This is a genomic window from Flavobacterium ardleyense (assembly GCF_042686085.1).
Taxonomy (GTDB): Bacteria; Bacteroidota; Bacteroidia; order Flavobacteriales; family Flavobacteriaceae; genus Flavobacterium; species Flavobacterium ardleyense.
Map to the genome: position 1 here is coordinate 418,954 of NZ_JBHUOL010000018.1, position 14,711 is coordinate 433,664.

A 14,711-nucleotide genomic window follows, 5' to 3' on the forward strand; every position below is an offset into this window, starting at 1 on the left:
TGAAGTTTATTTTTTAAAGAAACAGTTGCTTACTTCATTAGCGTGATGTAATTGCAACCAGCTATTTATACTTTATTTTGTCTTTTCGATTCAAAATAAACTCCTACTCCTATTAATAAGATCATTCCAATCGTACTCATTAAAGAAATTGAACTTCCCGTTTTCACCACTTGAGGTTCAAATTTAAACTCAATCGTATGTTTTCCTGCTGGAATTTCTAAACCTCTTAATACGTAATTTACATTATAAATTGGAGATTCTTTGCCGTCAATAGTAGCAATCCAGCCGTTTTTGTAATACATTTCTGAAAATACTCCAAAACCTGCATTTGCATTATTTGCAACATATTTTAAATGATTTGGCTGATAATCCATTAAATCAATCGTTGCAGTAGAATCTTTTACTATAGTTGTAGCTCCTTTATAATCACCTACTAATGAATTAATTACCACCTCTTTTTTAGTATCTAAACTATCCAATGCTTTCATTTCTTCATTGGCAGATTTTACCAAAGCAACTTTTTCAACAAACCATGCATTTCCATTCGCTGCAGCGTTTACCAAAGGCAATTTTTCGCCATTTTCATCCGTTTGAATCACGTATTTCACATTCAACATGTTCAAAACTCGCACATTATTTTTTGTGATTTGGTAATCAAATAATTGTTGCATACGTCTCGGTTTTGCAGCATGATAACCTCCAATTGATTGATGAAAATAAGACGATCTAGCACTATTTAAGCCAGCTTCAACCTCAAAAACTCTGAAATACGTGGTATCGGACAAAATCATTTCATCCGCTTCAGTCGCTTGAAAAGGAATATCTACTTGACTTGCGCTTTTAAATTGATTTGGATTGTTGCTTACATAACGTTTATCGACCATAAATAAATCGAAAACCATTAAAAGTCCCACAATTATAATCGCCGTTGTTTCCTTCATCTTGTTTTTTATAAATAAATACAGAACAGCAAATGCTAAGGCCACAAATAGCATTGAACGTAATACATCTGAAGTATAAAGTGCTTCTCTATCTATTTTTAAAGTGCGAATAAACTCAGGTCCATACGCTTGCGCATACATAGAATCGTTTGCCGAAGAAAAATTAAATAGCCCTTTTATCAAAAATAATCCAATTAAGATTCCGAATGTAATGGCTCCAGATTTCCAAAGTGCATTCCATTTTGCCTTTTCATCTTGTTTAAAAAATTGGTATAACCCAATAATCGCTAAAGCGGGAACACATAATTCTAACAACACTTGGATCGAAGAAACAGCTCTAAACTTATTATAAAAAGGAACATAATTAATGAAGAAATCGGTAATAATATTGAAGTTTTTACCCCAAGATAGTACTAATGAAAAAATAGCTCCTGCAAGAAATAAATACTTTATACTTCTTTTTTCTACAAAAAATGCCATTACGAATAAGAAGAAAACAACTACTCCAATATAAGCGGGAGCTGCCACAATTGGTTGATTCCCCCAATAAGCTGGAGCGTGTTCTACGAAACTTTTCACTTGATCGGCTGGATAACCTTGTGCTACAAAATTTTGAAAAGTTTCCGATTCAACACCTAAATTCTCGTTATTTGATCCACCAAAAAGTCCTGGAGCGATTAAGTTTAAACTTTCGGCAATTCCGTAACTATATTCAGTGATATAATCATAAGACATTGCGTTACTATCCGTTTTTGGCGTTCCATCAGGATTAACTGTTAGCTCACTTTTATCACGAGTAGAAAATTTAGCATATTCCGAAGTAGCCATTAGATTCGTAGCATTTGCTCCAATAGCTAAAATTCCAGCAATTACAAACACTCCAATTATCTTTCCAAATTCCTTGTATTCTTTATTTTTTACGATCGTTATTGTGTAATAAATAGCAATAATTGCTAACAATAGCAATAAATAGTAGGTCATTTGGAAGTGATTCGCGTTGATCTCTAATCCCGCAGCGACCATTGTCAACAAACCTCCTAATATATATTTCCTTTGGAACACTAGCATAACACCAGCAATTACCATCGGCATATAAGCTATAGCGTGCGCTTTTGCATTATGCCCAACACCTAGAATAATAATCAAATAGGTTGATAATCCAAATGCTAACGCTCCGAAAAAAGCTTTTAATGGGTCGATTTTCAATACCATTAATAAAATATAAAAACCTAAGAAATATAGAAACAGATAATCAGCAGGGCGTGGTAAAAAACGCAATGCATCGTCCAGCATTCCTATACCATCATTAGGATAATTAGCTCCTAACTGATAGGTTGGCATTCCTCCAAAAGCACTATTTGTCCAATATGGCTCTTGATTTGTTTCTTTTCTGAAATCGTTTTGTTCTTTTGCCATTCCGGTGTATTGAACAATATCCGATTGATAAATTTTATCTCCTTGTAAAACAGGATAAAAATAAACAAGCGAAACTATAATAAATCCAACAAGAACTAATAGATGAGGAATTATTGCATTAATTTTTTTCATAGGTAATTTATAATATAATAAGGTGCTAAAATAACTAAAAAAAGGATATCGTTAAAATATCCTTTAGTGTATGCCAAAAATAAAATTATTTTACTTCTTCATAGTCAATATACTCGCCTACCTTCTTCTTTTCTTTGGGCATTTGCTTGTTTGAAGAGCCGGTATTAGTCTGTTGTGCTTGTTGTTGATTGTATTGGTTTTCCATTTTCTCTTTCATCTTATTTACTGCTTTTCGCATTAGCACAGGTGCAAAGATTCGCACGGCGAACTTAAATAAGTAATAAACCAAAACTATAATTCCTAAGGTTCTCAAAAAACCCGAAAAAGAAGCCATTTCCATCTATAAAAATTTTAAAAACCAAAAATACACCTATTCCGCGGAAAACTTCAACTTTGTCTCTTAAAATTATTATAAAATAACTATTTTTGAAGATAAATCTTTTCCTATGAAATTACATCAATCATTTTTACTTTTTATTTTCATCGTTTGCTTTCAAAATTCATTTGGTCAGTTCACCGATGATGTCAATTCTAACCGTCCGGGGCGTTCGATGATGGCTTTCTCCGTTGGAAAAACAGTTATTCAAACAGAAACGGGCTTTAATTATGTTAGAGAAGACCACAACACACTTGATTACCAAGCGAATGGTTTTATGGCTGAATTAGATCTTAGATGGGGATTGTTTTTTGAGCAGTTAGAATTAATTGCGGAACTTCAGTACCAAAATGATAGTTATACTAGTGCTTTAGTGGATAAAAACAGAAGCGCTTTAAAGAAGACATTATTAGGTGCAAAATATTTAGTGTATGATCCATTTAAAAACTACGAGGAAAAACCGAATATATACAGCTGGAAAGCTAATCAGAAATTTAAATGGAGACAATTTATTCCGGCAGTAGGAGTTTATGCTGGAGCTAATTTGAATTTTTCGGATAATCAATTTAATTATGCTCCCGCAGGAATTGAAGAACCGATTATAAGTCCGAAAGTAATGGTTATTGCACAAAATCACTTTGGAACACGATGGGTTTTAGTGACAAATTTAGCATACAACAAAATAGGAACCGATTTCGCAAGTATTGATTATGTTGTTACATTAACTAGAGGATTTAATAAAAAATGGTCTGGTTTTATTGAACATCAAGGTTATAACAGTGATTATTATTCTGATGGTTTATTTAGAATTGGCGCAGCATATTTATTCAATAAAGATATGCAAATTGATGCTTCCATTGGAAAAAACATCAAAGACACACCGGACATCATGACTGGTGGTTTAGGGTTTTCTTGGCGTTTTGCAAAAAACTACAAAGAAGTCAAAATAGCAAAAGACAAGAGCAGCAAGATGGACAAGAAGAAGAAAGCACAAGCAGAAAAAGAAGAAAAAAAGCGTAAAGACGCAGTAGACGAATAAAATGATAACAATAAAAGAAGCGCTTACCAAAAAAGAAATGAAAGAATTCGTCCTGTTTTCTTTCGAATTATACAAAGATAATCTGAATTGGATTCCACCCATAATTGCAGACGAATTAGAAACGTTTGATAAAACAAAAAATCCTGCTTTACAAACAGCAGAAGCCCATTTTTATTTGGCTTATAAAAATGATAAAATCGTTGGAAAATTAGCAGCAATAATAAACTGGGAAGAAGTAAATATATTAAAGAAGAAAAAGGTTCGTTTTGGTTGGTTTGATGTAATTGATGATATTGAAGTAACCAAAGCTTTATTGCAGAAGGTAGAAGAATTAGGAAAAAAACACCAAATGGATCATCTGGAAGGTCCAATGGGGTTTTCAAATCTCGACAAAGTTGGTGTTTTGAGCGAAGGTTTTGACCAAATGGGAAATATGATAACTTGGTATTCTTTACCTTATTATATAACACATTTTGAAAAACTAGGTCTAACCATCGAAAAGGAATATCAAGAAAGTGATTTTTCATTTCATAACATCAATCCAGAACCATTTCAAAAAGCTAGTAAATTAATTCAAAAAAGATACGAATTACGCTGTTTAAATTTCACAAAAACGAAAGACATTATGCCTTATGTGGACAAAATGTTTGACTTGTTCAATGAATCTTATGCTAAATTACAATCTTTTGTTCCCATTAATGACATTCAGAAAGCCTATTTCAAAAAGAAATACATTAGCTTTATCAATCCAGAATACATAAAATTCGTAGTTGATAAAGAAGATAAGATGATTGCCTTTGCTATTGTAATGCCTGGTTTTGCAAGTGCATTGAAAAAAGCGAATGGAAAATTATTTCCGTTTGGCTTTTATCATTTACTGAAAGCTAGAAAACATTCAAAAGAAATTGTTTTTTATCTAATAGGAATTACGCCAGAATATCAAAGTAAAGGAGTAACCGCAATTATTTTTGATGAATATTATAAAATCTCTCTTCAAAAAGGAATTGATTTATGCATCAGAACTCCTGAACTAGAAGAAAATCATGCGATTCATAATTTGTGGAAGAACTTCAATTCCAAAATTACTAAAAGAAGAAGAACGTATAGAAAAGAGTTATAAAAAAAGGGATTCCAATTGGAATCCCTTTTTTATTATATAAATAAGTAGTGTTTATTCTACATTTTGAACTGTTGATTCTGCAATTTTAGCGTACGTTCCGTTTACTAATTTCTCACGAATTGCTTCAAATGCGGACAAAGTTTGATCAATATCGTCAAACGTATGTGATGAAGTAGGAATTACACGTAATAAAATCATTCCTTTAGGAATAACTGGATAAATTACAATTGACAAGAAAATTCCGTAATTTTCTCTCAAATCATTTACCATAATCATTGCTTCAGGAACACTTCCTTCAAGATATACTGGAGTTACACATGTATTTGTATCGCCAATATTAAATCCTTTAGCTCTTAGTCCACTTTGTAATTTATTCACATTCTCCCACAGTTTATCTTTCAATTCTGGGTGATTGCGTAACAATTCCAATCGTTTTAACGAACCAATAGTTTGAATCATAGGTAATGATTTCGCAAACATTTGAGAACGTAAATTATATTTTAAGTAGTCGATAATTTTTTGATCTGCCGCTACGAATGCACCAATGTTAGCCATTGATTTTGCAAAAGTAGAGAAGTAAACATCAATTCCATCTTGACAACCTTGCTCCTCACCTGCTCCAGCTCCTGTTTTACCAAGTGTACCAAAACCGTGTGCATCATCAACTAACAAACGGAAGTTATATTTTTCTTTTAAAGCAACAATTTCTTTTAATTTCCCTTGTTGTCCGCGCATTCCAAAAACACCTTCAGTGATGAAAAGGATTCCTCCGCCTGTTTCCGTAGCCATTTTAGTAGCACGTTGCAGGTTTTTTTCCATACTTTCTAAATCGTTGTGTTTGTAGGTAAAACGTTTCCCCATGTGCAAACGTACACCGTCAATAATACAAGCGTGACCATCAACATCATAAACAATAATATCGTTTTTAGTAACCAAAGCATCAATGATAGAAACCATTCCTTGGTAACCAAAATTCAATAAATAAGCAGCTTCTTTCATTACGAAAGCAGCTAATTCCTCTTCTAATTGTTCGTGGTATTTTGTGTGACCAGACATCATACGAGCTCCCATTGGATAAGCAGCACCGTAAGCCAATGCAGCTTCAGCATCTGCCTTTCTAACTTCTGGATGATTTGCCAATCCTAAATAATCATTCAAACTCCAATTTAAAATATCTTTTCCTTGGAATTTCATCCTTGGTCCTAATTCGCCTTCTAACTTTGGGAATACAAAATATCCTTCTGCTTGTGAAGCCCATTTTCCTAGAGGACCTTTATTGTTTTGAATTCTTTCGAATAAATCTTTTACCATAATATAAATAGGTGTTTTTTAAACGGGACAAAAGTAAGAAGAAAAAAGGTGTTTTAATAATTTATTTGTTATGAATAAAACACGCTAAAAAATAAATATACATTTGTTGTTGCTAATTCAAAAAATGGTCTTATATTTGCACCGAACGACACAGAAATGTGGTTACACGTTCACCACGAAAGTCGATCGCTCCAGATCGGCTTTTGTACTTTATAGGAGTTTGTGTTTCAAAATTATTTTACACCATAAATTTCCTTTAGACGTTGTAAAGTGTTTTTTGTTCTTCCGTGTCTAGCCTCTTTTTCATCGCTCGTTAAAAAGATGTAATTATCAAATCCGTTATTTAAATTTTGTAACAATTGGTTTTCCAACACTTTTGCTTTTTTAAATGATTTTAGTTTATAATAACTTTCTAAAATAGAAATCAAATCAAAACTATAAGAAGCTAGATCATTTGGATACAGCTTTATACAATCATCTAATATAAATTGCGCTTTTTTATAATCATTTTGTTCGATATAGTAATTTGCAAGTCTATTGTATATCAATCTGTAATCCATACCAAGCTGTCTTTCTTCAATGGATAGATTGAATTTATCTTTAAATTGATACATAGTTTTCATATTATGTTCCAACTTAGAAGGATTTACAAAGCCAATTTCGTCATCAGTAATTTTACCTTCAGTTGAAACTAATTTATAAACTAGTCCTTCAAGCTGTAAATATTTAGATAGCCCTAAATAGGAATCAATTGAACCGTTTATAGCAAAATAAATTGGCCTTTTCCAATTGTTTTTTCCAATAACATCTAGTGCCATTAAAGTTTTTCTATACATTACATGTCCATCAATACTCCAATTTAAGATTGATTTATTTTTATTAAATTTAAAATTATTTGAAGGGATTGATCGATATGAGTTCGTATGAGTTTTGTATAAATTAGAAGGATCTAAGACAATTAAGCTTAAGTTGTCAATAGAAATGAAATCTTTATTCCTTTTTGTAAACACAAAAGCTTCGTTTAAATTATCTTTTATAAAATCTGAATTTACAGATAACTTAATTCCATCGGAGTCTAAAACCTTATTCATCATTGCGTTTATGTAATGCGGTACTTGAAGCAAAGTTGTATTTACAATTAGTACATCTGTCCTGTAGTTATTCTGCGCTTGATAAACTAGCAGTGGAAAGGTATCATTATCTCCCATTGTAAATAAAATTCCATCTTTTTCACATGAATCTAATATGTTTTTAGCATACTCTCTATAGTTATTTGAATACAAATCTTTATCCTTTAACTGAGCCAATGCAATTTCCTCATTCTGATAAATCCTTAAATTCAGAAAATTACTTGCTATTTCATTGTAATATTTAATTCCGATTTGGCCCGGAATGGTTTCAAAATTTGGATTTATCTTAAACAGCTTTAAGTATGCCTCAATTGATTTATTTTCCCAAAATAAATAAGTTTGCAATTGCTCATTCGTCATTGAATTTGAAAAAATCGGTAAATTAAACTTGACTTTTTTATCTGAAAAACCAAAATTATCATTCAATAGTCCGTTTGCATAATTTGAATAAGCATAGCCAAGTTGATAAATTTCGATTTCGTTTAATCCATTCTTACTTTCGTAGAATGCTATCAAATCTTTTTCCCAACCAACATATCCATAATATAGCAAGCTATCAAATCTTTTAAAAGATGCGTTATTGATAAAACTCGCAATAGCAACTTCTTCGTCTTTCTGCTTTAATTTTGGCGGAAAATTAATTGTTTTGTAACTCTCCTTACTATTATCCCAAAAAACTTCATTCAAAGTATCTTTTAATGTAGGGCTGATTGTTACAACATTCCATCCTGAATCTCTTTTTTCAAATTGCACATAATTGCTTTCTACAGTAGAACGAACATCATACTGGTTATAAAATTCAGTAACAACTTCCTTAAAACTTGGTGCTGTGTTTTGCGAAAAACTTAAAATTGTACTAAAAAAAACAATAATCAGAAATTTAATTTTCATACCTAAAATTTTAAATTATTCGAAAAAAATAGTTAGATTTAGACAAATATAAAGGTTACGATTAATAAATTTGACGAATAAATCATATTTAATTGAAACAGTTATAACCTCTTTAAACAAAACATCATGAAATTAGTCTTCGCCTCCAACAATAAAAATAAAATTAAAGAAATTCAATTATTAGTTCCCGCTTATATTGAAATAGTGAGCTTAGAAGATATTGGATGTACTGAAGATATTCCTGAAACTGCCGCCACTATTGAAGGTAATGCAATTTTAAAAGCTAATTATGTAACTGAGAAATATGGATTTGACTGTTTCGCAGATGATACTGGGCTAGAAGTTGAATCTTTAGATGGCGCTCCGGGCGTTTATTCGGCAAGATATGCGGGTGAACCGAAAAACGACAACAATAATATGGATAAATTATTGTTGGATTTGGAAAATGAAACGAATAGAAAGGCTAATTTTAAAACAGTAATTGCACTTAACCTTAACGGGAAGCAAGAACTTTTTACTGGAATGATTTTCGGGAAAATTACTTTAGAAAAAATTGGAACGAATGGTTTTGGATATGACCCAATCTTTATAGCTAATGAATACGAAAAAACATTTGCAGAATTAAGTCTGGAAGAAAAAGCAACCATTAGTCACCGCGGTATTGCAGTAAAACAATTGCTTACTTTCTTACAAAAATCGTCCCACTAGGTAAACTCCAATTGTATTTAAAGGAAATTAAACGAAATCCAATAATAAATATAGTTACTGCTAAAGAGATAAAATTTTGTTCAAAATGCAGTTCTTTTAGAATGAAAAACAAAATACCTCCTGCAATACATAACGTAGCATAAATTTCTTTTCGAAATAAAACAGGGATTTCGTTACACAAGATATCACGAATAACACCTCCAAAAGTGGCCGTTAGCGTTCCTAATATTACACATATTAATGGACTTAGTCCGTATTCGATTCCTTTTTCCAAGCCTATTAAGGTAAAAACACCTAAACCGATACTATCAAACAAAAACATTGAGATTCGTAATTTATCTAAATACCGATTGAATATAATAGAAAGTAAAAATCCAATTGTGATAATATATACGTAATTCATGTCGAGCATCCACCCTACTGGCGTTCTCCCAATCATCACATCTCTAATTGTTCCGCCTCCTAAAGCGGTTACAAAGGCAATACAATAAACACCAAACAAATCGAGTTTCTTATAAATAGCAGTCAATGCTCCAGAAATGGCGAATACCAAAGTCCCAAGACTATCTAAAAATTCAAACATGCTTTTTTTTTACAAAAATACCTAAGATTTTCATTTTTCGCACCACCTTCTTTGGAATTAAATATTTTTTAGAATGTAGCTTCGCGAAAGAAAATCACAATGAATTGAAAATCAACACTTAACAAATTAGTTTATGTAAAATTTTAATTCTACCTTTGCACCCAATATTAAAACAATATATGAATAAATTTGAACAATTAGGATTGAATGAGTCGCTACTGCTGGCGATTAAAGATCTAGGATTTGAGAATCCGTCAGAAGTACAAGAAAAAGCGATTCCAATACTATTGGAACAAAACACAGATTTAGTTGCCCTAGCGCAAACAGGTACAGGGAAAACCGCAGCTTTTGGTTTTCCACTAATTCAAAAAATTAACGCTGAAAACAGAGAAACACAAGCATTAATTTTATCGCCGACACGTGAGTTATGCTTACAAATCACCAACGGAATTAAAGATTATTCTAAGTACATAAAAGGGTTACATACAGTGGCTGTTTATGGTGGTGCAAGTATTACAGACCAAGCTAGAGACATTAAACGCGGAGCCCAAATTATTGTGGCTACACCGGGTAGAATGCAAGACATGATTAATAGAGGTCTTGTTAACATTAAAAACATTGATTTCTGTATCTTAGATGAGGCAGATGAAATGTTAAACATGGGATTCTACGAAGATATTTGTTCCATTTTATCGGACACACCAAAAGAGAAAAACACATGGTTATTCTCTGCAACAATGCCAGCTGAAGTAGCTCGTATTGCAAAACAATTTATGTCTGACCCTGTAGAGATTACAGTTGGACATAAAAACTCGGGATCTGCAACGGTATCACATGAATACTATTGTGTAAATGCTCGTGATCGTTATGAAGCTTTGAAAAGATTAGCAGATGCTAATCCAGACATTTTCTCTGTAGTTTTTTGTAGAACTAAAAGAGACACACAAGCTGTTGCTGAAAAATTAATTGAAGACGGATATAGCGCTGCAGCGTTGCACGGAGATTTATCTCAAGCACAACGTGATGGTGTTATGAAATCGTTTAGAGGTAGACAAATCCAAATGCTTGTTGCAACAGACGTTGCTGCTCGTGGAATTGACGTTGATAACATTACACACGTTGTAAACTATCAATTACCTGACGAAATTGAAATCTACAATCACCGTTCAGGAAGAACTGGTAGAGCTGGAAAATTAGGAACTTCTATAGTAATTATCACGAAAAGTGAATTACGTAAAATTTCTTCAATTGAAAGAACTATCCAACAAAAATTTCAAGAAAAAACGATTCCTTCTGGAATTGAAATTTGCGAAATTCAGTTGCTACACTTAGCTAATAAAATTAAAGATACTGAAGTAGGTACAGAAATTGAAACTTACTTACCTGCAATTAATGATGTTTTAGACGGATTGTCTAAAGAAGAATTAATTAAGAAAATGGTATCTGTAGAATTCAACAGATTCATCAACTATTACAAAACTAAACGTGATTTATCAGGTGATAGTAGAGGTAATGACAGAGAAAGAAGTTCTGAGCCAAGAGAAATTAGAGCAGGTGATCCTGTTAGATATTTCATCAACATTGGTTCTAGAGATGATTTCGACTGGATGCAATTGAAAGATTTCTTAAAAGACACGTTAGACTTAGGTCGTGATGACGTATTCAAAGTAGACGTTAAAGAAGGTTTCTCTTTCTTTAATACAGACGGAGAATTTACGGATAAAGTTATGGGCGTTCTTAACGGATATGATTTAAACGGAAGAAGAATCAATGTAGAAATTTCTAAAAACGACGGCGGAAGTAATTCTAGAAGAGACCATGGCGGAAGAAGTTCTGGTGGTGGATTCGGTGGCGGAAAACGCGAAGGTGGTTTTAGAGGTGAAAGAAGCGGTGGGTTTGCACCAAGAAGAGAAGGCGGAAGAGATTCTGGCGGAAGAGAAGGTGGATTCAGAAGCGACAGAAACAGTTCAGCTCCTAAAAGAGAAGGTGGTTTCAGAGGAGAAAGAAGTAGTTCTGCTCCAAAAAGAGAAGGAACTCCTGGTGCTTTTGAAAGAGCTCCAAGACGTTCAGATAGCTCTGGCGACGACTCAAAACCAAAAAGACCAAGAAGAAGTTAACCTAATTCGTTAATTTTCTTATAATTTTTAGAGAAACTACAAAATATCATCTTTAGATTCGTATTTTTGAATCATTAAATAAAGAAATGAGATATTTTGTAGTTTTTCTTTTTGTATTAGTATGCAGCAGCACTTTTGCACAAAATGATACTATTGCTAAAACATTAAAAGGGACCGTTATTCAAAACGACACACGCTTGCCTATGGGAGGCGTTCACGTTATTAATGCTACAAAAGTTACCGGTACCATAACCACCCCAAGTGGTCTTTTTGAAATCGTTGCACAAGTAAACGATACACTACTATTTAGTTTTTTAGGCTTTGAAACAATTAAAGTTAAAGTAACTAATGACTGGGTAAAAGAAAATCCTACCAAAATTTATTTAAGTGAAAAATCCTATGTTTTAGACGAAGTTACCGTTTACAAATACAATTTAACAGGATTTATTCAAGTAGACACCAAGTTAATTCCGGTAGCATCTGATAGTTATCGCTATAACATTACAGGACTTCAAGCAGGCTATGAAGTTGGTGATAAATCGCCAGGTGCAGTTTCTAAAGTATTAGGTTCAATTTTCAATCCGGCAGATTTTCTTTATAATGTTTTTGGAAAAAGACCAAAAGAAATGAAGAAGCTTAAGGAAATGAAAAAAGATGATACCGTGAGAAATCTTTTGTCCACCAAATTTGATAGAGAAACCTTAGCTACCTTGCTGGAAATCAGCAAAGACGATATTCCACTAATCTTAGAAAATTGTAATTATTCCGAGTATTTCATTAAAACAGCCAATGACTTGCAAATCATGGACGCTATTAATGCTTGCTACGAAGAATATAAAGTTTTAAAGAAAAGATAATTATTTCTGAACCTTTTCGTGATAATTTCGCTCTATAAATTCGATATCTTTTATTGTTTTTCGAGTCCAATCTAAGCGTTTTTCAAGCACTTCTTCTTCCGTTAACTGCCATTTGATATCCGTTTGTCTCAACCGATTTGTTATATCTTGAATTACAATTGCTGCAGAAACTGAAATATTTAAGCTTTCGGTATATCCTACCATCGGAATTTTCAAAAAACCATCTGCTTGTTGAATCACTTCATCAGAAAGTCCATCGCGCTCTGTTCCAAAAAATAATGCTGACGGCTTCGTAATATCAAACTCATGCAATAAACACGAATCATTATGAGGTGTCGTAGCAATAATTTGGTAGCCTTGTAATCGCATGGCATCAATACAACTTTGCACTGAATTAAAGCGATTTACATCCACCCATTTCTGGGCGCCCATTGCAATTTCAGTATCAATTCTTTTACCGAATTTTTCTTCAATTACATTTAATTCTTGAATACCAAAAACTTCACAACTGCGCATTACGGCACTTGTATTATGCAATTGAAAAATATCTTCCATTGCGATAGTAAAATGCTTCGTACGATTTTTTAAAACGCGTAAAAATCCTTCTTTTCTATTTTCAGAAATAAAATCTTCCAGATAATTTAATAAATCTAAATCAACCATTTGCTTAAATATATTTTATTTGCAAACATAATACTACTTTTTTTATTATTTTAGTGGAAAATTAAAATTGCATGACACAAGAAGAATTATTGCCCCTATTATTAAAAAAAGATGATAGGTCATTTACGTTGCTTTATGACAACTATGCTAAGAGTTTATATGGTGTCATCTACAATCTCATCAGAGACAAAGAGGAATCAGAAGATGTGCTTCAAGAAGTTTTTATTAAAATTTGGAAAAATATCGATACATATAACACCTCAAAAGGGCGTTTGTACACTTGGATGCTGAATATTTCTCGAAATTCGTCCATTGATAAATTACGTTCTAAGAACTTTAACAACAATCAAAAAAACCTCTCTACCGATAATTTCGTACATCTACATGATGACAACTCCAAAGCAGTCAATAAAATAGATGCGATTGGTATAAAGGAGTTTATTAAGAAATTGAAACCAAAGTGTATTCAGATTATCGATTTGTTATTCTTCAAAGGCTATACGCAACAAGAAACTTCCGATGAATTAGAAATACCTTTAGGTACCGTAAAGACTCAAAATAGAAATTGTATGAACGAATTAAGACTATTAATCAATGAATAGTAAAGAATATATCGAATCAGGTATCTTAGAATTGTATGTTTTTGGAACACTTTCTGAACAAGAAATGGAAGAAGTGAATCAAATGGCAACGCAGCATACTGAAGTAAAAGACGAAATTACCGCTATAGAAAGAGCTGTAATCAACTTATCATATGGAATTGCACCTCATTTATCTGCCGCAAATTTTGATAAAATTAGAAATCAACTCCTTGACAAACAAAAAGTGGTCCAACTGCAACCAAAAGCACCTTGGACACAATATATGGGTTGGGCTGCAGCTGCTGTTTTCGTTCTGGGAATGGGCGTTCAGTTTTATAAACTAAATGAATCGAATTCAATTATTGATAATTTAGCGGTCGAAAGAACTAAACTTCAAGAATCAGTAGTTGATTTAGAGTTGAAAAACAAAGAATCAGATGAAGTTTTAGCCGTTTTAAGAGACAACGGAAGTGTTAGCGTGGCTTTAGCAGGACAACAAGTGAATCCTGATGCTTACGCGAAAGCTTATTATAATAAAACAACGAAATCTGTTTACATCGACGCTTCAGGATTGCCAGAACCGCCAAAAGGAATGGTTTATCAAGTCTGGGCTTTACAATTAGAACCTGTATTGACACCTACAAGTATTGGATTGTTAGATACGTATGCAAGCAGTACAACAAAAGTGATTAAAGTTGATAATGCCGAAGCGCCTCAAGCCTTTGGAATTACATTAGAACCAGCTGGCGGAAGTGCCGGACCTACAATGGAACAACTCTATACCTTAGGAAAAGTATAATACCAAATGCGTCTTTTCGAAGGCGCATTTTTTTTAAAATATAAAAT

Annotated in this window: 13 protein-coding genes; 7 read left to right on the forward strand and 6 right to left on the reverse strand. The window is 32.7% G+C overall.

Features of this window, described 5'->3' with window-relative positions; all coding sequences use genetic code 11:
• Positions 1-65: 65 nt before the first annotated feature.
• Positions 66-2,489, reverse strand: coding sequence for a YfhO family protein (locus tag ACFSX9_RS11935; protein WP_379807957.1), 2,424 nt, complete (start codon positions 2,487-2,489; stop codon positions 66-68).
• 85 nt (positions 2,490-2,574) lie between these two features.
• Positions 2,575-2,829, reverse strand: coding sequence for a DUF4834 domain-containing protein (locus ACFSX9_RS11940; protein WP_379807959.1), 255 nt, complete (start codon positions 2,827-2,829; stop codon positions 2,575-2,577).
• 106 nt (positions 2,830-2,935) lie between these two features.
• Here ACFSX9_RS11940 and ACFSX9_RS11945 point away from each other — a divergent pair, with 106 nt between their 5' ends.
• Together ACFSX9_RS11945 and ACFSX9_RS11950 are read left to right on the forward strand one after the other, a co-directional pair.
• The gene (locus ACFSX9_RS11945; protein WP_379807961.1) at positions 2,936-3,904 is read left to right on the forward strand and encodes a transporter; all 969 of its coding nucleotides are present in this window, start codon (positions 2,936-2,938) and stop codon (positions 3,902-3,904) included.
• Between the two features lies 1 nt (position 3,905).
• Positions 3,906-5,024 carry a GTP cyclohydrolase gene (locus tag ACFSX9_RS11950; RefSeq protein WP_379807963.1) on the forward strand — a complete coding sequence of 373 codons (1,119 nt, stop codon included), beginning with the start codon at positions 3,906-3,908 and terminating at the stop codon, positions 5,022-5,024.
• Between the two features lie 51 nt (positions 5,025-5,075).
• Here ACFSX9_RS11950 and ACFSX9_RS11955 read toward each other — a convergent pair whose 3' ends face one another.
• Entirely contained in the window at positions 5,076-6,335 is a 1,260-nt protein-coding gene (locus ACFSX9_RS11955) for an aminotransferase class I/II-fold pyridoxal phosphate-dependent enzyme (protein WP_379807965.1), read from the reverse strand.
• 233 nt (positions 6,336-6,568) lie between these two features.
• A complete protein-coding gene (locus tag ACFSX9_RS11960) occupies positions 6,569-8,356 on the reverse strand; it encodes a tetratricopeptide repeat protein (RefSeq protein ID WP_379807967.1) in 1,788 nt (595 codons plus the stop codon).
• A 126-nt stretch (positions 8,357-8,482) separates the two neighbouring features.
• Here ACFSX9_RS11960 and ACFSX9_RS11965 point away from each other — a divergent pair, with 126 nt between their 5' ends.
• Positions 8,483-9,064 carry a non-canonical purine NTP diphosphatase gene (locus ACFSX9_RS11965; protein ID WP_379807969.1) on the forward strand — a complete coding sequence of 194 codons (582 nt, stop codon included), beginning with the start codon at positions 8,483-8,485 and terminating at the stop codon, positions 9,062-9,064.
• On the opposite strand, the gene ACFSX9_RS11970 is transcribed toward ACFSX9_RS11965, so the two are convergent.
• Positions 9,036-9,647, reverse strand: a complete 612-nt coding sequence (locus ACFSX9_RS11970) for a trimeric intracellular cation channel family protein (RefSeq protein WP_379807971.1) — start codon at positions 9,645-9,647, stop codon at positions 9,036-9,038. The genes ACFSX9_RS11965 and ACFSX9_RS11970 overlap by 29 nt on opposite strands.
• A gap of 179 nt (positions 9,648-9,826) precedes the next feature.
• Here ACFSX9_RS11970 and ACFSX9_RS11975 point away from each other — a divergent pair, with 179 nt between their 5' ends.
• Both ACFSX9_RS11975 and ACFSX9_RS11980 read left to right on the forward strand, forming a co-directional pair.
• Entirely contained in the window at positions 9,827-11,764 is a 1,938-nt protein-coding gene (locus ACFSX9_RS11975; protein ID WP_379807973.1) for a DEAD/DEAH box helicase, read from the forward strand.
• A gap of 86 nt (positions 11,765-11,850) precedes the next feature.
• Positions 11,851-12,621, forward strand: a complete 771-nt coding sequence (locus ACFSX9_RS11980; RefSeq protein WP_379807975.1) for a carboxypeptidase-like regulatory domain-containing protein — start codon at positions 11,851-11,853, stop codon at positions 12,619-12,621.
• Here ACFSX9_RS11980 and ACFSX9_RS11985 read toward each other — a convergent pair whose 3' ends face one another.
• Entirely contained in the window at positions 12,622-13,284 is a 663-nt protein-coding gene (locus ACFSX9_RS11985) for a TrmH family RNA methyltransferase (protein WP_379807977.1), read from the reverse strand.
• 71 nt (positions 13,285-13,355) lie between these two features.
• On the opposite strand from ACFSX9_RS11985, the gene ACFSX9_RS11990 reads away from it, so the two are divergent.
• Entirely contained in the window at positions 13,356-13,886 is a 531-nt protein-coding gene (locus ACFSX9_RS11990; protein ID WP_379807979.1) for an RNA polymerase sigma factor, read from the forward strand.
• Positions 13,879-14,664, forward strand: coding sequence for an anti-sigma factor (locus tag ACFSX9_RS11995; RefSeq protein WP_379807981.1), 786 nt, complete (start codon positions 13,879-13,881; stop codon positions 14,662-14,664). Before ACFSX9_RS11990 ends, ACFSX9_RS11995 begins: the two co-directional genes overlap by 8 nt.
• The last annotated feature ends 47 nt before the right edge of the window (positions 14,665-14,711 follow it).